30 protein-coding genes are annotated in these 26,612 nt (G+C 65.0%); 20 read left to right on the forward strand and 10 right to left on the reverse strand.

Going from position 1 to position 26,612, the window contains the following annotated elements; all coding sequences use genetic code 11:
* Positions 1 to 36: 36 nt before the first annotated feature.
* Both EN824_RS02280 and EN824_RS02285 read left to right on the forward strand, forming a co-directional pair.
* On the forward strand, positions 37 to 363 hold the full coding sequence (locus EN824_RS02280; protein WP_127279716.1) for a DUF1330 domain-containing protein: 327 nt from the start codon (positions 37 to 39) through the stop codon (positions 361 to 363).
* 112 nt (positions 364 to 475) lie between these two features.
* Entirely contained in the window at positions 476 to 1,009 is a 534-nt protein-coding gene (locus tag EN824_RS02285; protein ID WP_189522116.1) for a hypothetical protein, read from the forward strand.
* A 59-nt stretch (positions 1,010 to 1,068) separates the two neighbouring features.
* Here the strand turns inward: EN824_RS02285 and EN824_RS02290 are convergent, their stop codons facing one another.
* Positions 1,069 to 1,518, reverse strand: coding sequence for an ester cyclase (locus EN824_RS02290; protein ID WP_127870364.1), 450 nt, complete (start codon positions 1,516 to 1,518; stop codon positions 1,069 to 1,071).
* A 231-nt stretch (positions 1,519 to 1,749) separates the two neighbouring features.
* Between EN824_RS02290 and EN824_RS02295 the strand changes: the two genes are divergently transcribed.
* The gene (locus EN824_RS02295) at positions 1,750 to 3,855 is read left to right on the forward strand and encodes an EAL domain-containing protein (RefSeq protein ID WP_135916746.1); all 2,106 of its coding nucleotides are present in this window, start codon (positions 1,750 to 1,752) and stop codon (positions 3,853 to 3,855) included.
* 102 nt (positions 3,856 to 3,957) lie between these two features.
* On the opposite strand, the gene EN824_RS02300 is transcribed toward EN824_RS02295, so the two are convergent.
* The gene (locus tag EN824_RS02300) at positions 3,958 to 4,152 is read right to left on the reverse strand and encodes a hypothetical protein (protein WP_189343722.1); all 195 of its coding nucleotides are present in this window, start codon (positions 4,150 to 4,152) and stop codon (positions 3,958 to 3,960) included.
* A 198-nt stretch (positions 4,153 to 4,350) separates the two neighbouring features.
* Between EN824_RS02300 and EN824_RS02305 the strand changes: the two genes are divergently transcribed.
* A complete protein-coding gene (locus EN824_RS02305) occupies positions 4,351 to 5,070 on the forward strand; it encodes a 3-keto-5-aminohexanoate cleavage protein (protein WP_127279310.1) in 720 nt (239 codons plus the stop codon).
* 18 nt (positions 5,071 to 5,088) lie between these two features.
* On the opposite strand, the gene EN824_RS02310 is transcribed toward EN824_RS02305, so the two are convergent.
* Together EN824_RS02310 and EN824_RS02315 are read right to left on the reverse strand one after the other, a co-directional pair.
* Positions 5,089 to 6,603 (reverse strand): AMP-binding protein, encoded by a 1,515-nt coding sequence (locus EN824_RS02310; protein WP_245520933.1) that lies wholly within the window; start codon positions 6,601 to 6,603, stop codon positions 5,089 to 5,091.
* A 38-nt stretch (positions 6,604 to 6,641) separates the two neighbouring features.
* Positions 6,642 to 7,457 carry a p-hydroxycinnamoyl CoA hydratase/lyase gene (locus EN824_RS02315; RefSeq protein WP_127279308.1) on the reverse strand — a complete coding sequence of 272 codons (816 nt, stop codon included), beginning with the start codon at positions 7,455 to 7,457 and terminating at the stop codon, positions 6,642 to 6,644.
* Positions 7,458 to 7,579: 122 nt separating this feature from the next.
* On the opposite strand from EN824_RS02315, the gene EN824_RS02320 reads away from it, so the two are divergent.
* Together EN824_RS02320 and EN824_RS02325 are read left to right on the forward strand one after the other, a co-directional pair.
* On the forward strand, positions 7,580 to 8,065 hold the full coding sequence (locus EN824_RS02320) for a MarR family transcriptional regulator (RefSeq protein ID WP_245464426.1): 486 nt from the start codon (positions 7,580 to 7,582) through the stop codon (positions 8,063 to 8,065).
* A gap of 125 nt (positions 8,066 to 8,190) precedes the next feature.
* Complete coding sequence (locus EN824_RS02325; protein WP_135931835.1) at positions 8,191 to 8,754, forward strand: cytochrome b; 564 nt, start codon at positions 8,191 to 8,193, stop codon at positions 8,752 to 8,754.
* Positions 8,755 to 8,760: 6 nt separating this feature from the next.
* Here the strand turns inward: EN824_RS02325 and EN824_RS02330 are convergent, their stop codons facing one another.
* The 3 genes from EN824_RS02330 to EN824_RS02340 all read right to left on the reverse strand — a co-directional run bounded on the left by EN824_RS02330 (position 8,761) and on the right by EN824_RS02340 (position 12,854).
* Positions 8,761 to 9,861, reverse strand: coding sequence for a serine hydrolase domain-containing protein (locus EN824_RS02330; RefSeq protein WP_127279306.1), 1,101 nt, complete (start codon positions 9,859 to 9,861; stop codon positions 8,761 to 8,763).
* 187 nt (positions 9,862 to 10,048) lie between these two features.
* On the reverse strand, positions 10,049 to 11,668 hold the full coding sequence (locus EN824_RS02335; protein ID WP_127870369.1) for an ABC transporter substrate-binding protein: 1,620 nt from the start codon (positions 11,666 to 11,668) through the stop codon (positions 10,049 to 10,051).
* Between the two features lie 49 nt (positions 11,669 to 11,717).
* Positions 11,718 to 12,854, reverse strand: a complete 1,137-nt coding sequence (locus EN824_RS02340; RefSeq protein ID WP_127870370.1) for an FAD-binding oxidoreductase — start codon at positions 12,852 to 12,854, stop codon at positions 11,718 to 11,720.
* 136 nt (positions 12,855 to 12,990) lie between these two features.
* Between EN824_RS02340 and EN824_RS02345 the strand changes: the two genes are divergently transcribed.
* Both EN824_RS02345 and EN824_RS02350 read left to right on the forward strand, forming a co-directional pair.
* Entirely contained in the window at positions 12,991 to 13,608 is a 618-nt protein-coding gene (locus EN824_RS02345) for an XRE family transcriptional regulator (RefSeq protein WP_135866151.1), read from the forward strand.
* A 334-nt stretch (positions 13,609 to 13,942) separates the two neighbouring features.
* Positions 13,943 to 14,647, forward strand: a complete 705-nt coding sequence (locus tag EN824_RS02350) for an SDR family oxidoreductase (protein ID WP_135931836.1) — start codon at positions 13,943 to 13,945, stop codon at positions 14,645 to 14,647.
* Positions 14,648 to 14,853: 206 nt separating this feature from the next.
* On the opposite strand, the gene EN824_RS02360 is transcribed toward EN824_RS02350, so the two are convergent.
* The gene (locus tag EN824_RS02360; protein ID WP_245520961.1) at positions 14,854 to 16,089 is read right to left on the reverse strand and encodes a cytochrome-c peroxidase; all 1,236 of its coding nucleotides are present in this window, start codon (positions 16,087 to 16,089) and stop codon (positions 14,854 to 14,856) included.
* A 209-nt stretch (positions 16,090 to 16,298) separates the two neighbouring features.
* On the opposite strand from EN824_RS02360, the gene EN824_RS02365 reads away from it, so the two are divergent.
* A complete protein-coding gene (locus EN824_RS02365; protein WP_135931839.1) occupies positions 16,299 to 17,834 on the forward strand; it encodes an acid phosphatase in 1,536 nt (511 codons plus the stop codon).
* 33 nt (positions 17,835 to 17,867) lie between these two features.
* Here the strand turns inward: EN824_RS02365 and EN824_RS02370 are convergent, their stop codons facing one another.
* Positions 17,868 to 18,467: a DUF922 domain-containing protein gene (locus EN824_RS02370; RefSeq protein ID WP_135931840.1), complete on the reverse strand. Its 600-nt coding sequence runs from the start codon at positions 18,465 to 18,467 to the stop codon at positions 17,868 to 17,870.
* Positions 18,468 to 18,569: 102 nt separating this feature from the next.
* On the opposite strand from EN824_RS02370, the gene EN824_RS02375 reads away from it, so the two are divergent.
* From EN824_RS02375 to EN824_RS02390, 4 genes are all read left to right on the forward strand, one after another.
* Positions 18,570 to 19,058 (forward strand): hypothetical protein, encoded by a 489-nt coding sequence (locus EN824_RS02375; protein WP_245520934.1) that lies wholly within the window; start codon positions 18,570 to 18,572, stop codon positions 19,056 to 19,058.
* A 186-nt stretch (positions 19,059 to 19,244) separates the two neighbouring features.
* The gene (locus EN824_RS02380) at positions 19,245 to 19,532 is read left to right on the forward strand and encodes a GIY-YIG nuclease family protein (RefSeq protein ID WP_127280753.1); all 288 of its coding nucleotides are present in this window, start codon (positions 19,245 to 19,247) and stop codon (positions 19,530 to 19,532) included.
* A gap of 273 nt (positions 19,533 to 19,805) precedes the next feature.
* Positions 19,806 to 20,264 (forward strand): GNAT family N-acetyltransferase, encoded by a 459-nt coding sequence (locus tag EN824_RS02385; RefSeq protein ID WP_135919358.1) that lies wholly within the window; start codon positions 19,806 to 19,808, stop codon positions 20,262 to 20,264.
* A gap of 161 nt (positions 20,265 to 20,425) precedes the next feature.
* The gene (locus tag EN824_RS02390; RefSeq protein WP_189343734.1) at positions 20,426 to 21,595 is read left to right on the forward strand and encodes a PLP-dependent aminotransferase family protein; all 1,170 of its coding nucleotides are present in this window, start codon (positions 20,426 to 20,428) and stop codon (positions 21,593 to 21,595) included.
* A gap of 15 nt (positions 21,596 to 21,610) precedes the next feature.
* On the opposite strand, the gene EN824_RS02395 is transcribed toward EN824_RS02390, so the two are convergent.
* Positions 21,611 to 21,865 carry a hypothetical protein gene (locus EN824_RS02395; protein ID WP_245464337.1) on the reverse strand — a complete coding sequence of 85 codons (255 nt, stop codon included), beginning with the start codon at positions 21,863 to 21,865 and terminating at the stop codon, positions 21,611 to 21,613.
* A gap of 155 nt (positions 21,866 to 22,020) precedes the next feature.
* Here EN824_RS02395 and EN824_RS02400 point away from each other — a divergent pair, with 155 nt between their 5' ends.
* From EN824_RS02400 to EN824_RS02430, 7 genes are all read left to right on the forward strand, one after another.
* On the forward strand, positions 22,021 to 22,449 hold the full coding sequence (locus EN824_RS02400) for a VOC family protein (protein WP_135931841.1): 429 nt from the start codon (positions 22,021 to 22,023) through the stop codon (positions 22,447 to 22,449).
* A 235-nt stretch (positions 22,450 to 22,684) separates the two neighbouring features.
* The gene (locus EN824_RS02405; RefSeq protein ID WP_127870378.1) at positions 22,685 to 23,644 is read left to right on the forward strand and encodes an AraC family transcriptional regulator; all 960 of its coding nucleotides are present in this window, start codon (positions 22,685 to 22,687) and stop codon (positions 23,642 to 23,644) included.
* A 224-nt stretch (positions 23,645 to 23,868) separates the two neighbouring features.
* A complete protein-coding gene (locus EN824_RS02410) occupies positions 23,869 to 24,054 on the forward strand; it encodes a hypothetical protein (RefSeq protein ID WP_245520835.1) in 186 nt (61 codons plus the stop codon).
* The gene (locus EN824_RS02415) at positions 24,051 to 24,767 is read left to right on the forward strand and encodes an outer membrane protein (protein ID WP_127278005.1); all 717 of its coding nucleotides are present in this window, start codon (positions 24,051 to 24,053) and stop codon (positions 24,765 to 24,767) included. The genes EN824_RS02410 and EN824_RS02415 overlap by 4 nt, the downstream gene beginning before the upstream one ends.
* Positions 24,768 to 24,825: 58 nt before the next feature.
* Positions 24,826 to 24,957 (forward strand): hypothetical protein, encoded by a 132-nt coding sequence (locus EN824_RS36495; protein ID WP_272483010.1) that lies wholly within the window; start codon positions 24,826 to 24,828, stop codon positions 24,955 to 24,957.
* Positions 24,958 to 25,361: 404 nt separating this feature from the next.
* Entirely contained in the window at positions 25,362 to 25,877 is a 516-nt protein-coding gene (locus EN824_RS02425; protein WP_135916804.1) for a hypothetical protein, read from the forward strand.
* A gap of 105 nt (positions 25,878 to 25,982) precedes the next feature.
* A complete protein-coding gene (locus tag EN824_RS02430) occupies positions 25,983 to 26,600 on the forward strand; it encodes a C39 family peptidase (protein WP_135931842.1) in 618 nt (205 codons plus the stop codon).
* The last annotated feature ends 12 nt before the right edge of the window (positions 26,601 to 26,612 follow it).

Genomic DNA, 26,612 nt, shown 5'->3' on the forward strand with positions numbered 1-26,612 from the left:
CGGGATGCCCCTGTGCGCCGCAACCAGGAGACCACAATGACTGCTTACGTTATCGCGGACATCAAGATGAAGGACCCGAAATGGGTCCCCGCCTACGCCGCCTCGGTGCACGACCTCGTCCACAAGCACGGCGGCAAATATCTGTCGCGAAGCGGCAATGTGACGACGCTCGAAGGCATGCCGCTCGACACGACGCTGATCGCCCTGATGGCGTTCCCGTCGGAAGCCGCGGCGCGCGCCTTCACCAGCGATCCGGCCTATGCGCCTTTCGTTTCGGCCCGCCAGGACGGCAGCGACAGCCGTTTCCAGCTGATCGACGACACCGATCTGGCCGGAACGATCCCGTACCTGCCGAAGGGATGACCGGCATTCGCCGCGTTTTCGGGATCTCCACGCAACAACAGCCACGGCGCTTGCCTGTCGCGCCGCCGTATTGCCGGCGGCCGGCCAGCCGTGCTTTTTCAACAGGAATGGAATGGATATGAAGTCAAACTTTCGCAGCGGGCTTCTCATGGCGGGGGCCGTGCTGGCTGTCTGCACGACCTTCGCACAGGCGCATCAGGAGGCGGCGGGCGCGCCGGACGCCAATCCGCTGGCCGAAAAGGTGCGGGCAGCCAACAGCCGGTTTCTCGACGTCAACGCCGCGACGGCGGAAGGCTATGCGCCCATTCCCTGCGCCAGCGGCATCACCGGCGGCGCCATGGGCATCCACTATGTCAATGGCGGGTATCTGAAGGACGACAAGGTCGACATCGCCCGTCCCGAAGCGGTGATGTACGAGCCGATGGCCGACGGCACGCTGAAGCTGGTGGCGGTCGAATACATCACCTCGAAGGGGCCGGTGTCGCTCGAGGGACAGCTGTTCAACTTCAACAGCGCGCCCAACCGCTATGGCCTGGGTGAATTCTACGAACTGCATGTCTGGGCCTGGAAAGGCAACCCGACCGGCACGTTCGCCGACATGAACCCGAAAGTGTCATGCGAGCACGTGATGGCACCGAGCCAGTAACCGGCATGGCCAGGCGGCGCCAACGCCGCCTGGCCGAACTCTCGAATTGCATGAGGCTCTCAGGCGGCCTTGATCAGGCCGAGCTGGGTGAGGGCGGCGACGCCGTCGTCGAGGCCGATTTCCTCGACGATCCTGCCGTCGATCACCTTCAGCACCGTGGTGCCGGTGAACCGCATGGTGCGGCCGGTGGCGGCGGGCAGCGAACCGGTGAGGAAATCGCTGAAGGCCGGGCCGGTATGCGTGCCGCCGCCCTCCCACTGGCCGACGACATAATCGCCCTCGGCGATGAGATCGGCGGTGGCCCAGAAATTGAGATCCGGGAAGGCGGCACGGAAATCGGTCATGAAGGCCTTGATGTCGTCGCGACCGCGGCGCGGCTCGTGCAGTGAATATTTCAGCAGCATGTCGGGCGCGGCGACGGCGTCGACGACTGAGAGGTCGCAGGTTTCACCCCAGAAGTCGGTGAACCATCTGACGACGACGGCCTTGTTGTCTTCCTGCTTGGTCATAGGGAGGTCCTCTTCTTGTCTGGTTTGGAGATCACCTGTGTCGATGATCCCCAGCCATCCCTAGGACAATCGGACGCGCGCAAAACTCCGGATCTTGCCGGCCAATCGAAAGGCTCAGAGCAGCAACGGCCGGTCATGGCGGCGCACCTCCGCCGCCTTGCGCGACAGTAACGCTTTCTTCTCTGGTTTTGCCGCAGATTGCCCCGCGGGATGGGGCAGGCGAAACGGACGATGGCGCGGCAGGGCAGGAAAAATCGCAACGGAGCGTTCTGGGCCAAGGCCCTGGAGAGCGCCCATCTTGGCGTCTGGGACTGGAATCTTCGCACCGGCGACAGCTTCTATTCGGCGACCTGGGCGCGAATGCTGGGTTACGGCGAGGATGAACTCGCCAACACCAGCGACCTGTGGCTGCAACTGACCCATCCCGACGACCGCGAGCGGGCGCTGGCCAGCGGCGACCGCCACATTGCCGGGCTGACCGACGCCATCGAAACCGAACTCAGGCTCAAGCACAAACAGGGCCATTGGATATGGGTGCTCGACCGCGGCGGCATCGTCGAGCGCGACGCCGACGGCAAGCCGCTCAGGCTGATGGGCGTGCAGACCGACATCTCGAAGCAGAAGGCGGCCGAGGCCGCGCTCGAACAGGTCAATGTGCGCTTCCGCCTGGCGCTCGCCGCCAGCGGCACCGGTATCTGGCACTATGACATGGCCACCAACAAGAGCTATTGGGACGCCCGCACGCGGGACATATTCGGCCTCGTTGCCGACACCGACGAAGTGTCGGGCGGCCTCTGGCATACCTATCTGCATCCCGACGACAAGGAAGCCACCGAGCAGGCGCATTTGCCGACGCCCGGCTCGGACAAGGTTACCGCCTCGCAATACCGCATCATCAGGCGCGACGGCGCCATCCGCCATGTCGAGTCGCTGGTGCGCTTCGTTGCCGCGGCGGGCGCGGCCGGCCTGGTTCTCGGCACGGTGCGCGACATCACCGAGGACAAGCTGCGCGAACAGGAGCTTGCCTTCGCCGCCCGCCATGACGCGCTGACCGGCTTGTGGAACCGCGCCGCCTTCGACAGGCTGCTCGCCGACCATATCGCCACGGGCGTGCCGCTCGCGGTGTTCTACATCGACCTCGACTACTTCAAGGCGCTCAACGATTTCGCCGGCCATGCCGCCGGCGATCTGGCGCTGAAGAGCGTCGCAGCGGGCATTGGCCGCTGCCTGCCGCCATCGGCGCATGCGGCGCGGCTCGGCGGCGACGAGTTCGCGCTGATGGTGCCCGATTGCGACGCCGTGCAGGCCGAGCGGCTGGCGGGCGCCATCCTGGCGGCCGTGCGCGACGCCGATCTCGGCGTTGCCGCGACCTCACGCCGGCTGGCTGCCAGCATCGGCATTGCCATCGTCCGCGACCGCGTCACCACGGTTGCCGACGCGCTGGCCTGCGCCGACGATGCCTGCTACGCGGCCAAGGCCGCCGGGCGCGATCGCTTCGCGCTGTTTTCGACCGATGCCGTCTCCGGCTCGGGCGGCCTCAACGCGGCACGGCTCGCCGCCGACACGGTGGACGCCATGGAGGACGGCAGGCTGAAGCTGTTCGGCCAGGAGATCCACCGGCTGGGCAGGCCCTGGGAAGAGACCCGCCATGTCGAGGTGCTGGCGCGGCTTGCCGGAAAGGACGGTCGGCTGATCCCGCCCGGCGAGTTCATACCGGCGGCGGAGCGCTTCGGCATTGCCGCGCGGCTCGATCGCTGGATCATCCGCACCGCGCTGTCGCGGCACGGCGCGGCGATGAAATCCGGCGCGATCACGCTCGGCTTCAACCTGTCGGCGCAGACGCTGAGCGATCCGGGACTATGGGACTTCGTCGACAGCATCATCGAGGAAACCGGGGCGCCGCATTCGGGCATCGGCTTCGAAATCACCGAAACCGCCGCCGTTACCAATTTCGATGCCGCCGAAACCTTCGTGCGCAAGGCGCGCGAGCGGCACTGCAGGGTCAGCCTCGACGATTTCGGCGCCGGCATGAGCTCGTTCGAATATCTCAGGCGCTTTCCGGTCGATGCCATCAAGATCGACGGCTCCTTCATCGAGCACGTCACGGAAAGCCGCTTCGACCGCGAGATCGTGCTGGCCATCACCAGCATTGCCCGCAGCCTCGGTTGCGCAGTCGTCGCCGAGAAGATCGAGCGGCAGGACACGGTGGCCATGCTGGATGACATGGGCGTCGAGTTCGGCCAGGGATTTCTGCTGCACCGGCCCGAACCGCTGGAGCGGATCGTGGCGCGGGCGGCGCGAATGGCCGGCGGCGCATCGAGACGCATGGCGTCCTGATGGACAAAACGCATGTCGCTCCAAAAGCGACCTGGATAGCGACATGCGTGAAGACGAAGACTTGATGCGCAGACTGAATCCGTTCAGCGCGACGCGTTCTGTTCAGCCGAGCCGGCGCGCCGCCACTCGCGAAAATTCCAGTACCCCCGGTTCCGGCTTCCTGTGCTGTGCTTCCGCCACTGTCTCGATCAACAGGTCGAGGGCCTCGCATGTCGAACGGCTCGTCTCGTCATTGCCGCGCAGATAGTGGTAGGCGCGTTCGAGATGGAGCCGGGCGGCTGAAAAATCGCTGGTCAATGGTCCCTCCATGATCCCGCCCTAATGTATTTTGGCCGGCCTGGCGCAAGGTGGGGTAAATATCCACAGGCGCTTTTAATTCAAATGCTGGCAAATGCCGCGCGGCGATGGCGCCGCCGTGTCAGGAGTGGCGGCGCCGCGGCTTTGCGCGGTGTGGCGGCGCGGCTAGACTGCGCTCTTTTGTCCGAGGTGAAATCGATGATCGTCCAAGCCTGCATCAACGGCGCGCGTCCGCGCGATTTCCATCCCAGCCTGCCGCTGACGGCGCAAGCGATGGCCGGCGACGCGGCGGCCTGCGTTGCCGCGGGTGCGGCCGAACTGCACATCCATCCGCGGGGCGCCGACGGGCGCGAAAGCCTGGCGGCGGTGGATATGACGGTCCTTGCCGTGCGCCAGGCCTGTCCGGGCACATTGATAGGCGTGTCGACCGGCGCCTGGATCGAGAACGATGTGGCGCGGACCCGCGCGGCGATCGCGGCCTGGCGCGAACTGCCCGACTACGCCTCGGTCAATCTCTCGGAGGCCGACGCACCCGATGTGATGGAGTTGTTGCGCGGGCAGGGCGTCGGCATCGAGGCGGGGCTTGCCACCACGGAAGATGCCGAGCGCTTCGTGGCGTTGGCCGATCATGGCCGCGTGCTGCGCATCCTGATCGAGATCGACATACCGGACCTGCCCACGGCCCTCGATGAGGCGCACGGCATCGCCGCCGTGCTCGAGCGCGCCGGCGTGCGGCGGCCGATCCTGCTGCACGGCGTCGACGGCACTGCCTGGCCGTTCGTGGAGCTTGCGCGGCAAAAGCGCTGGTCGACACGGGTCGGGCTGGAGGACGGCAAGACGCTGACCGACGGAACGGTGGCGAAGGACAATGCGCAGATCGTGGCCGCGGCCGCCGCAATCTTCCGCTCCACGAGTTAAGCTGAACCGCGGCCCGCCTCAGACTTGCTGGCCGTCTGGTGCAGTCCACGCACGCAAAACGTGTTTCTGGATCTTGCCGGACGCGGTGCGCGGCAGCGCCTCGGCGGGCAAGAACTCCTTCGGCACCTTGTAACGGGCGATGTGGGCGGCGCAGTGACTTGCCAGAGCGGCCGAATCCAGGACCCGACCGGATTTGACCACGACGAAGGCGCGGCCGACTTCGCCCCAGCGCTCGTCGGCGACGCCGATCACGGCGGCTTCGGCGATATCGGGATGGTCGAGCAGCACCATCTCGATTTCCATGGGATAGACGTTCTCACCACCGGAGATGAACATGTCCTTGCGGCGGTCCACGAGGGCGACGAAGCCTTCGTCGTCGCGCCGCGCGATGTCGCCGGTGCGGAACCAGCCATCGCTGGTGAAGGCGCGCGCCGTCTCTTCCGGCCGGTTCCAGTAGCCCGGCGTGATCGAGGGGCCGGACAGCCATATCTCGCCCGGTTCACCGGCGGCGACGTCCTGGCCGTCGTCGTCGACAATGCGCAGGCCGATCGTCGGCGCCGGCAGGCCGGCCGAGCCGGCCTTGCGGGCGATCCGTTCGGCCTCGACCGGCATGCCAAGCACGGTGCCGGCTTCCGTCATGCCGAAGCCATCGACCATGCGGACGCCTTGCGCCAGCCACCAGTTGATATCGATGGCCGGGTTCGGCGCGCCGCCGGTGAAGATGGCCGTGAGGGACGTCCAGCGCGCCGGCGCGAAGTCGGGGTGTTCCCGCAGCATCCTGGCCATCTGCGGCACGCAGAAATAATGGGTGACGCCAAGCGTGGGGTCGGCCAGGCGGCGGTTGGTGGCAGCGGCATCGAAACCGGGCGAGATCATCACCGTGCCGCCCTGCAGCAGCGGCGGGCGCAGGCTGGTGACGAGACCGATGACGTGGAACATCGGGGCATCGCAGAGGAAGACGCTGGCATTGCCGACGCGCCCGAGCACACCGAAATTGACCGCCGTGGCCAAGGCGTTGCGCTCCGTGACGACGACGCCTTTCGGGCGGCCCGAGGTGCCCGACGTGTAGAGGATGATCGACGGTGCATCGCTGTCCGGCAAGGGACGGCGCGGCGCAGGTGCCTGGGCCTCGACCGCCCTTGCGAAGGCCGCGACTTCGACCGACAGGCAGCCTACCGGCAACGCTATTTCGAGTGGCGCGTCATGCAGCAGCAACACCGGGCCGCAATCGGCCAGGATCGCCTGCCGTTCGGCGCCGGCGAGGCGCCAGTTGAGCGGCACGAAGACGGCGCCGAGCCGCATCGCGGCCTGCTGCAGGATAAGCAGGTCGGCGCTGTTGCGGGCAAGCGTGGCGATCCGCTGCCCCTGTTCGAGGCCCCAGGCGGTTTCGAGGACGCCGACGGCGCGCTGGATGGCCCGGTCGAGCGCCGCATAAGTCCAGCGCCGGCCGGATGCCAGGTCGACGCAGGCAAGACGATCCGGCTGCGTCCCGGCGTGCAGGGCCACGGGATCCGATGTCGTCCAGGCCGGCATTCGCATCTCCTCCCAGATTGCGTCGATGGTTTATTGCGTCATCTGGCCTTGTCGTAGGCGCCAAGACCCGGTTTGTAGCTCTTCTCGTCGATGAACTGGCGGATGCCTTCCTTGCGGCCGTCATTGTCATGGAAGTTGGCCGCTTCCTGCGCCCGCACGAGATAGTCCTCGGCATTGTCGTAGGTCATCTCGGCGACACGGCGGATGGCATCCTTGGTCGCCTTCAGGGCAATCGGGTTCTTCTTCAAAAGAACGTTCGCGACCTCGGTGACACGCGTCTTCAGATCGGCCAGCGGCAGGCTTTCATTGACCAGCTTCCAGGCGGCGGCTTTCCTGCCGTCGATGAGCTCGCCGGTCAGCGCGTGGTACATGGCGTCGCGCATCGACAGGAGATCGACCACCACCTTGGTGGCGCCGCCGCCGGGCAGGATGCCCCAATTGATCTCGGACAAGGCGAATTGCGCCTCGTCGGCGGCAAAGGCGAGATCGCAGGCAAAGAGCGGACCATAGCCGCCGCCGAAACACCAGCCATTGACCATGGCGATGGTCGGCTTGCCATACCAGCGCAGGCGCCGCCACCAGCCATAGGCTTCGGACTGCGCCTTGCGGATGGCGCCGAGGCCCTTGGCTTCGGTCTCGCGGAAATACTCCTTGAGATCCATGCCCGCCGACCAGGCGCTGCCTTCGCCCGATAGCACCAGCACGCCGACATCGTCGCGGAATTCGAGCGCGTCCAGAACCTCCATCATGCGCCGGTTGAGCGGCGGGTTCATGCAATTGCGCTTGTCCGGCCGGTTGAATCGCACCCAGGCGATGCCATTCTCGACATCGAAGGCAACGGGCTCTTCGGTCATGGTCAGTGTCCTCCCTTGGATTTCACATGCACGGAAATTGCTATGATGCATAGCTATATATTTGCTATGTCGCATAGTCTTTTCTGCTTGACAAGGACTTTGATCGCGGCGATCGGTTCAACATGGAAGAGATTCACACCGGTCCCAGTGCGCGCCCCGATCCCGGTGAGCCGGGGGCGATGGCCGAAGACGCGCTCGACGCGCAGATCGGCTACAATCTCAGGCGTGCCTCGACCTTGGCCTTGAGTGATTTCGCGGTCGAACTGGCCGATGCGGCGCTGCGCCCGGTGACCTACGGCATGCTGGCGCTGATCGACGAACAACCCGGCATCCGTGCCGCGGAACTTTGCCGCCAGCTCGGCATGAAGAGCGCCAACATGGCGCCGCTGCTCGCCGAACTCGAGGGGCGGGGGCTGGTCGAACGCGACGACCATGCCGACGACAAGCGGGTACAGGTGCTGACCCTGACACCGGCCGCACGCAAGGCCATGCCCGGATGGCGGCAACAGGTTCGCCGGCACGAAGACCGCTTCCTGCATCGGCTGACAGCCAAGGAGCGGGCAACGCTGCTTCGCCTGCTGCGCCTCATCTGGACGGAGCAAGGCTAGGACCTTGCCAGCCGCCGGCGAACACAGCGCCGCCAGCCGCGCGGCAACCCATGTCATTTGAGGACAGATGAAATAAGGCCACATTCGAGGGCGATGGAGATGTCAAACAGCTTTGGAGCTCTCGCATGTCGCTATCCGGTACGACAACCCGCTACGGACGCCTCGCTCAGGCATTTCATTGGCTGACGGCACTGCTGGTGCTCATTGCCTTCCTGGTCTCCGCGGGTGGCCCTCCGGAGCGGGTCTATTCAGCGGCCAGGGCATCGACGCTGTTGCTGCACGAGTCGCTCGGCTTCGCCGTTTTCTGCTTGCTGGCCGTTCGCCTGATCTGGCGCCGCTTCGATCGCATTCCCGATGCTCCGGTCATGCCGGCCTGGATGGAGGTCGCCTCCAAGGCAACGCATTGGGCGCTCTATGCGCTGCTGTTCGCGGTGCCGGCGACAGCCATGGCCGGCGCCTTGTTCGGCGGCCATCCGGTCACTGTCTATGGGCTGGGAGCGATCGGTCCGTTTTCCGGCACCTGGGGCGCTCCGCTGACCGAGATCCACGGCACGCTCGGCGATATCATGATGTGGCTCGCCGGCCTGCACGCGGCCGCCGCCATCTTCCATCACGTCTTCCTTCGCGACCGGGTGCTGAGCCAGATGCTGCCGGGCCTGCCCGATCCATCGTCCGGGCAGGGCGGCTGAACGCGGTCAGTCGAGAATGATGCGGATCGCCTGATCGACGACCGGATGCAGGCCGCTGGCCTGGAAGGAGAGGCGATTGCCGGAGCCGACATTGCTGGTCATGGCGATGGTGAGGTCCGTCTCGGGATCGTGCAGCATGACGGCGACATAGCCTGGAATGCTGCCCTGATGCCCATAGAAGGCACGGTCGGCATAGGTGCTCTGGAACATGCCGGCACCCGTCTCGCGCATGCGCGTGCCTGGAAAACTCGCCGGCACGCGGTGTTCGAACATCTCGGCGAAGAAGGGCTGATACAACAGCTTGCCGCAGAACAGGCCCCGCATGAAGCCCACCATGTCGGATGGCGTCGACACCATGTCGCCGCAGCCATAGGCGGCGCCGAACGGGAAGGAATCCGAAGAGTCCTGCAGCTCGTCGGAATAGGGCAGCACGCCGTCCATGCGCCACATCTCGCCGCCCGAGGCGATGTCGGTGGGCGCGTTCGGCGCCGGCGGCGGCCGGTGGTAATAGCCGCGCACCATCGATGTTTCCGGGAAGGGTTCGGTCGCCGGCGACCAGGTGTTCTTCAGGCCAAGCGGGTCAAGGATCGCGCTTCTGACATAGGCGCCCAGCGGCTGGCCGGTGACGGCCTCGATCACCATGCCGGCCAGGACATAGCCGGTGTTGTTGTAGACGGCGGGTCCGCCCGGCGCCTTCTGCTTGTCGGAGGCGAAGGCGATGTCGACCAGCTGTCGCGGCGTCCATTGCCGGCCCGGGTCCATCGGAATGTAATATTCGAATTCCGGCAGGCCGCTGCGATGGTTGATCAGCTGCCGCACCGAAATGTCTTTGGCGCCGGGCAGGTCCGCGAACCAGGAGGAGATCGGCGCGCCAAGGTCGAGCTTGCCGGTCTCGGTGAGCTTGACCAGGGCGGCGGCGACGAAGGTCTTGGTGCAACTGCCGATCTTGAACAGCTGGTCTGAATTGACAGGGGTGCCATGCGCGCGGTCGGCGAGGCCGGCGGTAAGGGCCGTTGGTGTTGAGCCACCCTTGGCATAGGCGAGCGAAGCACCGACAGCGCCGTCGGCGAGGTAGGTGTCGAGTAGGGCGTTCAGGTTCTTTGTCATGGATGTCTCGCTTTCCTTTTTTCCTTCTCCCCTTGTGGGAGAAGGTGGATCGGCGCGCAGCGCCGAGACGGATGAGGGGTGCGTGACGGAGTGAGGCGTTGGCGTTCCCTGGAACACCCCTCATCCGACCTCGCTTCGCGAGGCCACCTTCTCCCACAAGGGGAGAAGGGAAGGGCGGCGCTCCGCTCTATTCCGCCATATCGACCGCAGCGAAATTCTGCCGGCCGAAGGGGTCGAGCACATAATTCAGCACGCTCTTGCGGATCGGGATCGCCACCATCGAATGGGCGATCGGCGCCACCGGCACCTCGGCCTTCAGGATCGCCTGCGCCTTGCCGTAGATCGCGGCGCGTTCTTTCGGGTCGGCGGCGACGCGGCCTTCGTCCAGCAGTTTTTCGAAATCCTTGTCGCACCAGCGCGAGCGGTTGGAGCCGCCCTTCACGCCGTCGCAGGACAGGAGATAGCTCAGCATGTTGTCGGGGTCGCCATTGTCGCTGCTGCCGCCGAGCAGGAACGTGTCCTGTTCGCCCGCCGCGGTGCGCTTGAGATATTCGCCCCATTCGAAGCTGACGATCTCCGAGTGCACGCCGACCTTTGCCCAGTCGGCCTGGATCATCTCGGCCATGCGCTTGGCGTTGGGGTTGTAGGGGCGCGACACCGGCATCGCCCACAGGCTGATCTTGAGGCCGCTTTCGTGGCCGGCCTCCTTCAGCAGCTTCTTGGCGCCATCGGGATCATAGTCGATGCCGGCATCGGTGACGGCTCCGAGCTGTGCCGGCGGCACGACGCTGCCGGCTACGGTGCCGGCGCCGGCATAGACCGCTTCGACGATCGCCTTGCGGTCGATGGCCTTTGCCAAGGCCATGCGCACGCGCACGTCGCCCAGCGGCTGGTGGTCGACGTTGAAGCCGAGGATGCCGATGTTCTGGCCCTTGAGATCGAGCACCGTGATGTCGGGGTCGCCGCGCAGATCGGCGACCGCGCTTGGCGGCGGCGGCGCGGCGACCTGGCATTCATTGGCCTTGATGCGCTCGACGCGGGTGGTCGGCTCGGGCGTGACGGCGAAGACCAGCGTGTCGATCTTCGGCGCGCCGCGCCAGTAATCCTTGTTGGCGGCGTAGCGGACCTGGCTGTCGGGAACATAGGCCTGAAGCACGAACGGGCCGGTGCCGACAGGCATGCTGTCGATCAGTTCGGGTGTGCCGGCCGCGACCATCTTTTGCGTCTGCTCCAGCGACAGGATGGAGAGATAGTCGAGCGCCAGCCCGGCCAGGAAGGTGACGTTGGGAGCCGTCAGCGTGAAGCGCACCGTGTGGTCGTCGACCTTGTCTATCTTGTCGATCAGCGTGCCCATGCCCAGTGCGTTGAAGTACTCGTAAGCGCCGCCGCCGAGCTTGTGGTAGGGATTGTCGGCGTCGCGCTGGCGGTTGAAGGTGTAGAGCACGTCGTCCGCGTTGAAGTCGCGCGAGGGCGTGAAATGCTCGTTCGACTGGAATTTCACGCCGTGCCTGAGATGGAAGGTGTAGGTCTTGCCATCGGGCGAAACATCCCAGCTTTCGGCCAACGCCGGTCCCACCTCCGTCGTGCCCGCCTTGAACTCGACCAGCCGGTTGAAGATCGTCTTGGCGGCTGCGTCCATGGTGGAATCGGCGATGCCGATCGCCGGGTTGAAGGTCTCGGGATTGGCTTCCGAGCAATAGACCAGGGTCTTGGCATAGGCCTGCCCGCCGAGAAGGACGGACCAGGCCAGAAGGGACGAAACCAGAAGGGACGGGGCAAGCACTGTGCGCAGAACGGTGGATTTCATCGCAAACGCTCCTGATGACACTTTACGGGTTGAGGGAAGGGCCTGAATTTCATGGCGCCGCTGCCGGGGCAAGGAAGCGGTCGGGCGCCAGCGCCGCGGCGGTGACGCCGAGCGCCGCCGCGGCATCCGCGGGCAGGGGCTCGCCGCGTATCAGCGCCGCGCTCATCCTGGCCAGTGTCAGCGACACCTGAAAACCGTAGCCGCCCTGGCCGCCGAGCCAGAAGAAGCCGGGCAGGCGCGGGTCGAAGCCGGCGACAGGCGTGCGGTCGGGCGCGAAGGTGCGCAGGCCCGCCCATGGCGTCGACGGACGGCCGATGCGCATCGACGTTGCCTGCTCGATGCGGTCGACCGCGATGGCGACGTCGATGTCTTCCGGCCAGGCGTCGCAAGGCTCTGAATCGGTTTCGTCGGCAAGCGAACCGATCAGCCTGCCGGCATCCGGCTTGAAATAGAACTGTTCGTGCAGGTCGACCACCAGCGGCCAGTTGGATATGTCCGCCCCGGCGGGCGCATCGAACAGGAAGGCGGTGCGCCGTTTCGGCTGGAAGCCGAGGCCGGAAAGACCGGCCAGGCCGGCGACGACATCGACCCAGGCGCCGGCGGCGTTGACGACGATGTCTGCCGAGTAGACCCCGGCGCTCGTTTCCACCCGCAGGCCGCGGCCGTCGGGCGAGATGGCGCGGACTTCCTCGCCGGTGCGGATGATGCCGCCGCCGGCTTTCAGCGCCGAGGCGCTTGCCGCCAGCATCTTGCCCGTGTCGACATCCACCGCGTCCGGCTCGTAAACGCCGCCGCAGGTGGCTTCCCTGGCTATGACCGGGACCAGCGCGTGAAGCTCGGCCGCCGACAGGCGGCGCACGCTGGGCACCAGCGCCTGCAATTCGCCGGCCAGCCGGTCGATGGCAGCGTCGTCACCCGTCCAGCCGACATGCAATGCGCCGCGCCGATGGGCGGCGAAGCCGCCGTCGGCTATTGCCTGCCGGCTGGCCAGCGTCAGCGCGCGCACCAGGCGGTTGCCATAGGTCTCGCTGAACAGGGCGGCGGAGCGGCCGCTGGCATGGTAGCCGAGATGCGGTTCGCGCTCGATGACGGTGACTTCGGCCCAGTCCGCCATCTCGGCGGCAAGCGAGAGGCCGGCAATGCCGCCACCGATGACGATGATCTTTCCGGGGGAGTTCGACCGCATCCTCCAGTCGTAAAAATAATTTCGTATCCAGTCAATATTTAGCGTATAAGAAAATTGTTGGTGTTGTTGATGGCGGTCGGGAGTTCGACTACCTAGGGCGGACAAGCGGCCCGGCTGCCGCGCCATGGAGCTGACAATGTCGGAGCAACCGAACCTCGGTGATTGTCTGCGTGCCCTGAGAAAGAGACATGGGTGGACCTTGCAGGAGGTCAGCACTCTCACCGGCGTCGCGGTGTCGACGCTGTCCAAGGTCGAGAACGACCAGATGTCGCTGAGCTACGACAAGCTGCTGCAGATCTGCGAGGGGCTCGGCATCCATGTGACGGAGCTGCTCAGCGGCGACCGCAAGCAGCCCGCGGCACGCACCCGCCGCTCGGTGACCTCGCAGTCCAACACGCTGCGCCAGCTGACCCGCAACTACGACTACCGGTATCTGGCCACCGATCTGGTGCGCAAGCGCATGGTGCCCATCCACGCCTATGCGCGCGCCCGCACGCCGCAGGAATTCGGCCCGCTGACCAGGCATGCTGGGGAGGAATTCCTGATCGTGCTCAAGGGCGAGATCGAACTGCACACCGACCAGTACGCGCCGGTGCGGCTGAAAGTGGGCGAGAGCGTCTACATCGATTCCACCATGGGCCACGCCTACCTGTCGGTGGGCGAGGGCGACGCAGAGATGCTGTGCGTCTGCTCCGGCGACGAGCCCGACATGGAAGGGACGCTGCTTTCCGTGCTGGAGACGGTGGAGGGGTAGGGGGCGATTGGCCGCGTCGGTTGCAATCGGCTGATGTCGGCGCTGCCCCTCACCTGCCTGCCGGCATCCTCTCCCCGTAAAGTGACGGGGAGAGGGGGGCTGTGGCGGATGATTTCGCCAATCCCCAACGTCGCAAGTAAGGGCGCCGGCGTTGCGACCGGCTTCTTTCCCCCCGTCACTATACGGGGAGAAATGCCCGGCAGGGCAATGAGGGCAGCGCCACCCGCCCAAGTTTTTTGCAGATCGATTCAGTCTTTCTGGTTCGAACTGCCTGGCGAAACCGGCTATAGGACCGCTGAAACCGCGACTCCCGCCAACCCAAAAAGGAAAATCCATGAGCTCAGAAAAGACAGCCGTCATCGTTGCCGGCGGCAGCGGCATGGGGGCGGCGGCGGCCAAGCGGCTGGCGGCGGACGGGTTCAAGGTCGCCATACTGTCCTCGTCGGGCAAGGGCGAGGCGCTGGCCAAGGACCTGGGAGGGCTCGGCGTCACCGGCTCAAACCAGTCGAATGACGACCTGCAGCGGCTCGCCGACCTGACGCTGGAGCGCTTTGGGCGCATCGACGTGCTGGTTAACAGCGGCGGCCACGGGCCGCGCGCGCCGATCCTCGAGATCAGCGACGAGCAGTGGCACACCGGCATGGACGTCTATCTGATGAACGTCATCCGGCCGGTGCGCATCGTGGCGCCGCACATGGTCAAGCAGAAGGGCGGCGCCATCATCAACATCTCGACCGCCTGGGTGGCCGAGCCGAACGCGATGTTCCCGACCTCGGCCGTGTTCCGCGCCGGCCTTGCCGCCTACACCAAGATCTTCTCCAACACCTATGCGGCCGACAATGTGCGCATGAACAATGTGCTGCCCGGCTGGATCGACAGCCTGCCGGCCACGGAAGAGCGCCGCGACAACGTGCCGATGCAGCGCTATGGCACATCGGAGGAGGTCGCCGCGACCATCGCTTTCCTGGCGTCGGAAGGGGCGGGCTATATTACGGGGCAGAGTATCCGCGTGGATGGGGGCGTTATCCGGGCGCTGTGACATATTAAGGGGCGTCGTGTTCCTTCGCGCCCCCCTCTGTCCTGCCGGACATCTCCCCCACAAGGGGGGAGATTGCAGTGTTGGCGCCCCGCGCCTTTTTGGAACGTTGAACCAATGGGCGAGAGCCGCAATCAAAGCTGATCTCCCCCCTCGTGGGGGAGATGTCCGGCAGGACAGAGGGGGGCGCTGTCCCGCCGCGTCTCAGGTTATTTCGCTGCCACCTGGTCTGCATCCGTCAGCGTCTGCAGGAACGCGACAATGTCGTCTATCTCGGCATCCGTCAGCGCCGGCTTGCCGCCAGGTCTCCTGCCTTCGAAGGGCGGGTCCTGATTCAAGTTCGGCCAGTAAGCCTTTGGCAGGTCATCATATTTCCTCACCGTGCCGTCGGCGTTGCGGGGATACCAGTGGCCGGGGTCGGTGTCGCGGCTGGCGTAGAAGGCGACGGCGTCGCGCAGCGTGTGGAACTCGCCATTGTGGAAGAAGCTCTTGCGCAGCGCGACGTTGCGCAGCGTCGGCGTCTTGAACAGGCCGCAATAGTCGGTGCGGCCGCGAAAATCAGTGCGCAGCGGGCCGCACAGGCCGAGATCGGCATAGGCTGGGTCGGTGTTGGCCGTGATTGCCGGGTTGCGCGGTACGGCGATGGCGATCAGGCCGAAATCGGTGAATTGCGGCGGCTCGCCGTCATTGGCGGGTTCGCTGAGGTGGCAACTGGCGCAATTGCCTTTCGCCTCGTCCTCGAACAGTTGGCGGCCATGCAGCTCCTGCGCCGACAATGTCGCCTTGCCGGCGAGGAAGGCATCATAGCGGCTGGAATAGGGATAGAAAACGGCGGCGCTCTGCTCGAACGTGCCGAGCGCCTCGGCGGCGGCGTCGAAGGCATCGTTGGGATGGTTGAAGACATCCTGCCCGAACACCGTCTTGAACTCGCCGGCATAGGCCGACTTGCGCAAGGCGGCGGTGACCGCCCCGGCACCCTTGTTGGCCATCTCGAAGGGCGAGAGCAGGGGGATTTTCGCCTGGTCCTTGCCGTGGTCGGCGCGGCCGTCCCAGGTCAAGCCGCCGGTCGGACCGTTGTCGACGCTTTCGTCGCCCTCGTCCTCGGAATCATGGAAATGCTCGGTGAAGGCGGGCGCGGCCTGGAGATAACGCAGCGATGGCACGGCGCGCACGCCGGGCTGGTCGAGGTTTGGCCCGCCCATTTCGACCGGCGTGGCCGAGGCCGGCCCGAAAGCATGGCTAGGATCATGACAGGACGAGCAGGCCTGCTTGCCCGAGGCCGAGAGCGAGGGGTCGAAGAACATTTTTCGCCCCAAGGCGGTCAGCGCCTTGGCGCGCGCGAAGGCTTCGGCGCGCGACAGTGGGCCGGGATGGAAGCCATCCGGCCCCGCCGAATTCGCGGGCGCGGCAAGGCCAAAGGTCGAGATCGCGGCAATGGCGATCATCAGGCTTTTCCATCGTCTGGTCGTCATGGGCATGGTCCGCTTTGGTCCGGAAATAGGAACGCAGTGCAACGGATTGATGACCGGCTCCAGTGCTCACGAAACCGTGTTCGCCGTGGCGGCGGCTGTCACAAAGGTGACAAGGCAGCCACGTTAGCTGCCCCTATGGTTCCCCGCGCCCTCCAGCCACAGTCAAGCCACGAGGTCTTCCCATGACGAGGCTCAAGCTCCTCACTTCCTTCGGTCTGGCCGGTTCGGCCCTGCTTCCCCCGGCGGCGGCCCATGCCGCCCCTCCCGGCTTCGACAAGATCGACACCGTCGTCGTCATCTATGCCGAAAACCGCAGCTTCGATAATCTCTATGGCGGCTTCCCCGGCGCCAATGGCCTGGCCAATGTCTCGGCCGACCAGGCGCGCCAGCTCGACCGCGACGGCAAGCCGCTGACCGAATTGCCGCCGGCCTGGGGCGGGCTGACCGGCAAGGGCGTCACGCCCGTGGTGACGGAGTCCGAGACCGCGCATCTCGCCAACGCCGCCTTCGCCATTGACGATCCCAAGGGCTTCCATGAGGGAACCAACGTCATCACCCACGACTTGTGGCACCGCTTCTACCAGGAGCAGATGCAGATCGACGGCGGGAAGAACGACAAATTCGTCGCCTGGGCCGATTCCGGCGGCCTCGTCATGGGCCACTATGACGGCTCGAGCCTGCCGATGTGGCAGGTGGCGAAGAAATACGTGCTGGCCGACAATTTCTTCCAGGGCGCCTTCGGCGGCTCCTTCCTCAACCATTTCCAGCTCGCCTGCGCCTGTACGCCGGTCTACCCGCACGCCGACACCAGTCCGATCAAGGGCCAGATCGCCGTGGTCGATGCCGACGGCACGTCCTTGAAGGTCGCCGACAATTCGCCGGCATCGGCGCTCGGCGGCGTGCCGAAATTCGTCAATGACGGCGCCATCACACCCGATTTCCATGCCGTCAACACCATGCAGCCGCCTTATCAGCCGAGCGCCAACAAACCGGCCGAGGGCGGCGACAAGGCGCTGGCCGACCCGGCCGCGCCGACCACGCTGCCGCCGCAGCACGACATCACCATCGGCGATCTCCTGTCGCTGAAGGGCGTCGACTGGGCCTGGTACGCCGGCGCCTGGCAGGCAACGCTGGACGGCAAGAACGCGACGCCGGTGCCGAACTTCCAGTTCCACCACCAGCCCTTCAACTATTTCGCCGCTTACGCACCCGGCACCGCCGCGCGGGCCGAGCATCTGCGGGACGGTGGCCTGGATGGCGCCGAGTTCATCATGGCGATCGACGACGGCAAGCTGCCCTCGGTGAGTTTCTACAAGCCGCAAGGCAATCTCAATGAACATGGCGGCTATGCCGACGTGGCGAGCGGCGACCAGCATCTGGCCGACGTCGTCGCGCATCTGGAGAAGAGCCCGCAATGGGGCCACATGCTGGTGGTCGTCACCTATGACGAGAATGGCGGCTTCTGGGATCACGTCGCGCCGCCCAAGGCCGACCGCTGGGGCCCGGGCAACCGCATCCCGGCCTTCATCGTCTCGCCCTATGCGAGGATGGGCACGGTAGACCACACCCAGTACGACACGACGTCGATCCTGCGCTTCATCACCGCGCGCTACGACCTGCCGGTGCTGACCGGCATCGTCGCCCGCGACAAGGCGCTGGCCGCCAATGGCGAACCGCCGATGGGGGATCTGAGCGCGGCGCTGGACCTGAGCCGGTAGAGCGGACCGCGGTCATGCCGCCGGTGGCCGTTCTCAGCCGCCATTCACCAGGGCAAGAATGAGCTTCTGCAGATTGCCGCCCTGGCCGAGTTCGACGCGGTCGAAATCGCGGCTTGCCTGGCGCTGCGCCTGCGAGAGCGCGGCCAGGCGTCTGGTCATCTCGGCCCGGATCTTGCTGCATTTGGGGTCATCCGCGACGGTCAGCCCGACTGTCGCCGCCTCGATCTTGCGCACCATGTCGACAATGGTCGCGCCATGCACCTTTTCGTGGGCGCTGACCCCGGCGAGGAAAACCTCCCAGTTCTTCTGGATGGCGGACGGCAGCGGCGAGGAGGGGCTGGGCAAGGTGTAGGTGATGATGAGCCTGGGCTTGGCCGAGACCAGCACGCAGGCTCCGGCACGCGGCTGATAGTCCCTGGTCCAGGTCAGCTTGAAATTGGTGTGGGCGATAGCGCGGCCGACGCCGACATTCGGCCCATTCTCGCCGATCGACCGGTAGAGCTCCGGTCCGGACTGGCCTGAAATGGCATAGGTCTCGACCTTCTCGACCGGCTTCCATTCGGCATGGGCGGCGAGCGGCAAGGCCACCAGGGCGGCGGTCAGAAGACACAGGCGAACACAGGCTCTCGACACCGCTCTCTCCAAGACGCGCGGCCTTTGCCGGACGGCAATGCCATTCAACGGCTTTTCCTATATGCTGCCGGCGGGTGCTGCAAATGCCCGGAGGGGGAAGTCATGAGAAGATATCTCGTTGCCGCCGGCGCCTTGGCGGCATTGCTCGGCGCGCAGCCGGTTCTTGCCGCGTCCTGCGGCTGGAGCGCCAAGATGGAGGAAGACGAGGGCGGCAGCGTGCTGACGGCCTCCGTCTGCGGCGGGCCGAAGGGCGATGCCCATCTGATGCTGGCCTGTTTCGACAATCCGGTGCTGAGCTACGATCTGGGTGACAGCGGCCAGCAACTGGAACCGGGCATCAGCGGCGAGTTCGACTTCAAGGCCGATGGCAAGACGGTGACCAAGACGCTGCAGCTGGAGGCCATGTACAATTATTTCGTGGTCGATCTGGCGAAAGCCGACCCGCTGCTCGACCTGCTGCGCTCGAAGGGAGATGTGTCGGTCAGCGCTGAGAAATATGGCGATATCAGCTTTCCCCTGAAGGGGTCGAGCGCGGCCATCGGCAAGGTGCTGGCGCAGTGCGGTAAGGCCAAGCCTGCCGATGGGGATTGATTGGTGATACTGTGCGGCGGCTGTGGCAGCTACAATTGGGCTGAGCATCCGTACCGTCGTCATCCTAGGGCGGAGCAAGGAGCGAAGCGACGCAGCGCAGACCCTAGGATCCATGCCGTGACGTTCGCCGAGGAACACAGCGGAACCAGGATGTTCTCCCGACGCGTTACCCGATAGCCTTAACTTATGACCGGCTATGTCTACATGACCGCGAGCCAGAAGGGTGGCACCATCTATATTGGCGTCACGAACGATCTCGGTCGCCGCATGCCCGAGCACAAGTCCGGCAAAGGCTCGTATTTCACAAGTCGATATGGTGTGCAGCGACTGGTCTGGTATGAAGAATATTTCGACATCACCGATGCCATTCAGCGCGAGAAATCGCTAAAACGCTGGTCGCGACAATGGAAGATCGAACTGATCGAAAAAGCAAATCCGGAATGGTTCGAGTTGTTCCGCGGCACTGGGTGGTAGCGTTGTGTCCTGCCCCGCTTTGGTCGTTGCAGGCGTCCCGGCATGGATCCTAGGGTCTCCGCGACGGAGCTGCGCTCCTGCTTCGCCCTAGGATGACGAAGATGGGATAGCTTAGGCTAACCTTCGAAGGTGCCTCACCATCCTAACATCTGATGTCAGCCTGCCACTAGCCCATTGTCGTGAGAAGCATGTTGCCAAGCCGGAACACCCCCACGAAAGGGGAAGGGGAGCCGAACCTTGCCGCCGGTGACGGCTAGCCGTATCTCATCCGCCATGACCAACATCCAATTCCGCAAGGCGCAAGCCTCCGACCTGCCGGCCATCGTCGCCATGCTCGCCGATGATCCGCTGGGAGCGAGCCGCGAAGATGCCTCGTTGCCGCTGGCGCAAGGCTATGTCGATGCCTTCAACGCCATCGACGCCGATCCAAACCAGCTGCTGGCGGTGGCCGTGGACGGCGCGGCGGTGATCGGTACCTTGCAGATTACCTTCCTTGCCGGGCTCTCGCGCAAGGGCGCGTGGCGCGGGCAGATCGAGGCGGTTCGCGTTGCCGGCGGCAGGCGCTCCGGCGGCATCGGCAAGAAGATGTTCGAATGGGCGATCGGGCAATGCCGGGCGCGCGGCTGCGGCCTTGTCCAGCTCACGACCGACAAGGGCCGGGCGGATGCGCACCGCTTCTATGAAGGGCTCGGCTTCACCGCCAGCCATATTGGTTACAAGAAGAGCCTTTAGACACGGACGCCGACGGCGACTGGCGTATAGCGGAAGCCTTTCAGGCACTATTCAAATCGGCTGACAAAGCGGATATAGGTCAGTCAGGTTGACCTATTGTAAATACGTCCGGGAGGCGTGTCTTGACCCTTTTGAACCTGTTGGCGTCGCGTTCGTCGCGCATGAAGGCGTCGGAAATCCGCGAGCTGCTGAAGCTGCTCGACCAGCCCGACATCATCTCGTTCGCCGGCGGCATTCCCGATCCCTCGCTGTTTCCGGCCGATGCCATCCGCGACGCCTATGCCGATGTGCTGGGCGGGGCGGAAGCCGGGGCGGCGCTGCAATACCAGGTCTCGGAAGGCTATCTGCCGCTGCGGAAGTGGCTTGCCGGACAGATGGGCAAGCTCGGCATCGCCTGCGACGAGGCCAACATCTTCATCACCTCCGGCTCGCAGCAGGCGCTGGATTATCTCGGCAAGCTGTTCCTGTCGCCGGGCGATACGGCGCTGGTGACATGGCCGACCTATCTCGGTGCGCTGCAGGCCTTCAACGCCTATGAGCCACGCTACGACCGGCTGCGCCCCGAAGGCGGCAACATGACGCCGGCGGCCTATCGCGCCGCTGCCGCCGCCAATGGCGGGCGTGTGAAGTTCGCCTATCTGGTGCCCGACTTCGCCAATCCGACCGGCAACACGCTGGACCGAAAGCAGCGCGAGGCCGTGCTCGACCTTGCCGGCGAGCTCGACATCGCCGTCATCGAGGACGCCGCCTACCGGGCGCTGCGTTATGACGGCGAAGGCGTGCCGCCGATCCTGGCACTGGACTGCGCGCGCTCCGGCGGCATCGACAAGGCACGCACGCTCTATTGCGGCTCGTTCTCGAAGATCCTGTCGCCGGGCATGCGCGTCGGCTGGGTCTGCGCGCCGCGCCACGTGATCGAGAAGCTGGTGCTGATGAAGCAGGCCTCCGACCTGCACAGCCCGTCGGTCAACCAGATGGTCATGCACCGCGTCGCCGAATCCGTGTTCGACGGCCAGGTGGACAAGCTGATCGGCGCCTATCGCGAGCGCCGCGACGGGCTGCTCGGCGCGCTGGAAGCCAACATGCCGGAGGGCGTGACCTGGAGCCGCCCGGAAGGCGGCATGTTCGTCTGGGTGACGCTGCCGGAAGGCGCCGACGCCACCGAACTCCTTGCGCGGTCGGTGAAGGAGGCGCGGGTCGCCTTCGTGCCCGGCAATGCCTTTTACGCCGACGGCACCGGGCGCAACACGCTGCGGCTGTCGTTCACGCTGGCCAATCGCCGCGCCGTGACCGAGGGCATTCCACGGCTGGCGGCGCTGCTCAAGAGCTAGGCCCGCGCCCGGCGCCTACGCCGGCACGTTCACCAGATATTTGAGCTTCGCGAGCCTGGCGCGGGCGAGCTTGCGGATCGGCTTTTGGAAACCCTCTACGCCGGTCTCGACGACGAAGACCAACGTCTTGAAGTCCAGCATGAACTCATCGATGGCCCGCGTCGTCTGTTCGGACCTATCCTTGAACCGGCGCAGCAATGCGTTCGCTTCCTCGATGCCGTCGGCATCGGCGCTGTCGATCAGCGCTTCAAGCTTCTGAAAACAATCCAATCGCAAGTCCTCCCGCCGCGCCCCCAAACTCGCCGTCAGCCGAATGGTTCCATCGCGCCCGAAGATTTGTCGCTGGTTGTCAGCAGATGCACGTGCCGCGCGTTGACGCCCTGCCGCCCGGACCTAAATTCGAGACCTTGCGAGGAGGAGCTTTCATGGAAACCCAGGAATTGCATCGCGGCCGGCTCATCGACCACCTCCAGCTCGTGGTGCGGGATCTCCCCGCCAGCCGGCGCTTCTACGAAGCGGTCTTCCGGGTGCTCGGTGTCCCGATCGGCGGCACCGGCGAGGATTATTTCTGGGCCGACGAATTGTTCATCTCCAGCGCCGACAGCCGGGCCGCACAGGGAAAGCTGACCGGCCGTCATCACCTGGCCTTCCAGGCCAGGGATCACGCCATGGTCGATGCCTTCCACAAAGCCGGGCTGGCGGCCGGCGGCACGGACAATGGCGCGCCGGGCGAGCGGCCCTATCATCCCGGCTACTATGCCGCCTTCGTGCTCGACCCCGACGGCAACAACATCGAGGCCGTCCACCACGGCCCGGCCAACCGCAGTGCGGCTTCCGTGAAGATCACATTCTAGGTAAGGGCACTCGGCCGGCCACAGCGCCGAGCGATGCGGGTGATTCCGCGCCGCATTTTTCCGGGTATTTGGAAATTCGAGCCCCGCGCTGGCGAATCCGCTCCGATTCTTGACCTGTGCCGCACTGAAATTGTCCTGCAGGGTATGGATAGCGCCGCCTCTGGACAGGAGGCAAATCGGTCCCATACGGTGCGGCTTCAGGGAGGACGCGTGCGCGGGAAAGGCCGGTTGCTCGTTGAAAAAGAATGTCTTCTCGTCGGTCGACCTGCCGCCGCATCTCGACGACCGCGCGCGCTTCGCGCTCTGGCAGGACATCCACGTCGCGGAGATATGGTCGGTCGAATACGCCATCTCCGCGAACGTGCCTTTCCAGGCGGATATCGAAGCCACCGCCATCGGGCCGCTGGTGCTCGGGCGGATGGCCGGAACGATCAGGCATGCCAGCCGCAAGACACGCAACATCGCCGATGACGGTCGCGACGGCTATCTGCTGCTGGTCAACGATGGCGACACCAGGCTGAGCGGCGTGCAGACCGGCCGCGACTACAGCATCGGCAGGGGCGAAGGCGCGCTGGTCTCGGCTTCGGAAGCGCTGGAAATGACCGGCGGCGACCACAATGTCTGGACCAATGTCGTGGTTCCCCGCGAAATCCTGGAAAATGCCTTCGCCCATGTCGAGGATCGCCTGGCGCTGACCATCGGCGCCGACAATGAAGCGCTCGACATGCTCAAGCGCTATTGCGGCTTCCTGGAAGCGGGACCGGCGTTGGTCTCGCCCGATCTCGTCGCCCACGCCACCGAGACGATCGTCGACCTGATCGGGCTGGCGACAGGCGCCAAGGGCGAGATCGCCGAGCTGGCGGGCGTGCGCGGCTTGCGCGCGGCAAGGCTGCAGGCCATCCTGCAGAAGATGCGGGACAACTTCGCCGATCCCGGCATCTCGGCCCAGCACATCGCCCAGCAGTTACGGCTTTCCGCGCGCTACGTGCATGATCTCTTGCAGGAGACGGGCTCCAGTTTCGCCGAGCATATTCTCGAACTGCGCCTGCAGAGAGCCCATCGCATGCTGCGCGACCGGCGCAACGACCGCATGCGGGTCAGCGAGATCGCGCTGTTGAGCGGCTTTTCCGACGTCTCCTATTTCAATCGCTGTTTCCGCCGCCGCTTCGGCTCGACGCCAAGTAGCGCCAGGTAGCGTCTCCGACAGCGATCCCCCGTGGGATACCCGACACATCGATCGAGTGAGGCCGAATGGCCACACGGACGGGGAAAGCACAGCCGCGCTTTCCCCGACAATTCGGGTGCGGCCCAGCCCAAGACGCGGCCGGTGGACAATGCAAAACCGGGTTCTCGACAACAGCTGGATCTCCGCGGGCATCAACGCGGCGGAGAACGACAATTAGGGCAGCAGACAACACAATGAATACTCTTCTTCTTGCAACCGCCATCCTTCTCGCGCCGGTCGGCGCGGCATGTGCGGCGGACATCGGCGAAACCGCGCCGGCCGGTTACGACTGGTCCGGGCTTTATGCCGGCGCCGACGTCGGTTACGCCGCCGGAAAGTCCGGCGGGACACGGCATCTTTTTGGGGGCGGCAAACAGTGAAGACGATCCTTCTGGCAACGATCCTTGCAACGGTGCCAGCCGGCATGGCGTTCGCCGCCGACGCCACTCAAACCTTGCCCGTGGCTGCCAGCTACAGCTGGTCCGGCGGCTATGTCGGCGCGCAGGCCGGATATGCCTGGGGGAACGCCAGGGTCGGGCAGACTTTCGCGCCAGGGGCCTTCGACGATTATGGCTGGGGCTACGGCCCGTCCGGCGGTTTCGGCGGTCTCTATGCCGGCTATGACAAGCAGTTCGACGGCGGCCTGGTCCTCGGCATCGAGGGCGACTACAGCTTTGCCAGCGTCAAGGACACCACACTCTATCGGGCGGCTGGCGTAGACGATCCCGGCTTCGGCGGCGTGCTCGAACTGGAGGCAGTCGGATCGGTTCGCCTGCGGGCCGGCTATGCGATGGATCGCTGGCTTCCCTTCGTCACCGGCGGCCTGGCGATGGCGAAGTACAAGCACACTACGGTCGCCCTTCCAGGCGGAGCCGCTTATGCCGATGTCGAGGACACCGTCAGCGGTTACACGCTGGGCGCGGGTGCCGAATACGCCGTCACCGACAATTGGCTGGTTCGGGGCGAATACCGCTTTGCCGATTTCGGCCGCCACCCCTCGACACGCATCGCGGTTCCCAGCGGGGTCCCCTTGCACGATGAGATCGACCTGAAGACGAACGATATCCGGCTCGGCATCGCCTACAAATTCTGAACAGTGCTTATCTTTCGCCGCTGGCGCAGCGTCGGAAATTCGTATTCGAGGGCTCCAAATGCATCGCTTTTCCATCTGCCTCGCGTCGCTGATCGTTGCGACATCGGCTCGCGCGGCGGATATCCTGCAGCCGCTTGCCACCGAGACGGCGGTGGCGCCGCGTATTTCGCGCGCCAGCTGGTCTCTCTGATCCTTGTCCTTGAGGGCCAGACGGCGCTCTCGGCACAGCTGGTCGAACACCTTCTGGAGAAGGTCCAGATCGTCGGACGTGAACATGCTGGTGAATTTTGAGAAAGCCATGGCGCTCTCCTCCCTCGTCGGGCGAAAGCACCTGAGTTGACTTTCAAGCGTCCGTTTGCCTGGGTTGGTGCGGACGACAAGGCACACTACACCCGCGGCGGCGGCTTTACGAATCTTTTGTAGTCGTAGAACCAAACCGGCCCACTACCGATCGCTGCCTTGCGTTGCCAGATCGGTGGCTGCGGTGCTAACCGAAAAAGGCGGACGGGAATCGGCGTTGAAGCAATGCGCGCCGCCTTTCTCAACAACATCCCGAACAGAACATCTCTTGCCCACCGTGGAGAAACAATTTTCATGCAAAAATCAACCAAGGCGATCCGGGTCGCCGCGCCGTTGCTTGCGATTTTGGGCATGGTCGCACCATTCATATTACCAATGACTCATATATCTTCGGCGCAGGCTCAGGAGGAATATCTTCCGACCCAGAAGGACTTTGTCGGCAAATGGCAACTCAGCGGCGCCACCACCCGGCCGCCGCGCGACATGAAGGATGCGCCCACGCCGGAACAGGAAGCCGCCGCAAATGAGTTCCAGCAGACGGTGACCGCGTTTTACGGCGCGTTCGATTATCTGGAGATCACGGCGGATGGCCGCTACAATTTCCATCAGCCCGGCGACCCGACATCGGGTTCCTGCGTCTGGTGCGGAACCTGGTCCTTCAGCAAGAGTTCGCTATGGCTCGAGCTGGACACGGCGCCCAGGCTCGATATCTACGCCAAGGGCGGCGACATCCAGATGACCTACACCGCCGAACCCGACGAAAAATCGAAATACGCCTGGCTGGTCTTCGGCTGGACGAAGGTTGATTAGACGGCGCCCCGCGACGCCCCCGAGCAAATTCGACGGGGTCCGAGCGGCTTTTCATCCATCTCGTATTCTCGTATACGAGATTGATTGGCTACCCGAGGAATCCGCATGAGTCCACTGCCTGAAGCCGTGCCGTTTTTCAGTCAGTGGGAGACGCCCGACATGACGCTGGCGGTGCTCGCCGATGGCGCCGAGGCCGCGTTGCGGCGGGATCCGCTATGGCAGGGATCGGGTGCCGCCACGCGCGACGAATACGCGGTCTGGGCCGCCAATGTCTGCGGCATGGCGTGTCTCAAGATGATCCTGGCGACGCGTGGCCAGATCGTGCCGACGATCGAACTGGCAAGACGGTGCACCGGATATGGCGGCTATGTCGTCAATGAAGGCTCGATCAAGGGGCTGATCTACGCGCCTTTCGTTGCCTTCGTGAAACAGGAATTCGGCCTCGAGGCCGAGGTGATGACCAATGTCGCGACGGCGGACATTCCAGCGATCCTCGCCCGGTCGCGCTTCTTCATCGCTTCGGTCAGCAGTTCGATCCGCTGGCCCGAGCGCGAGCCGCCATCGAAGGGCGGACACCTGGTTCTGGTCACCGCCGCGTCGGATGAGGGTTTTCGCTTTCACAACCCATCCGGCCATACCAGCGCCACACAGGCAAACGCAGTGTTGGCGCCAGGCGATTTCGATCGTTTCTTCGCCAATCGCGGCATTGCCGTCACCATTTGATTTTCGACAGTT

It is taken from the genome of Mesorhizobium sp. M8A.F.Ca.ET.181.01.1.1 (assembly GCF_004792025.1).
Taxonomy (GTDB): domain Bacteria; phylum Pseudomonadota; class Alphaproteobacteria; order Rhizobiales; family Rhizobiaceae; genus Mesorhizobium.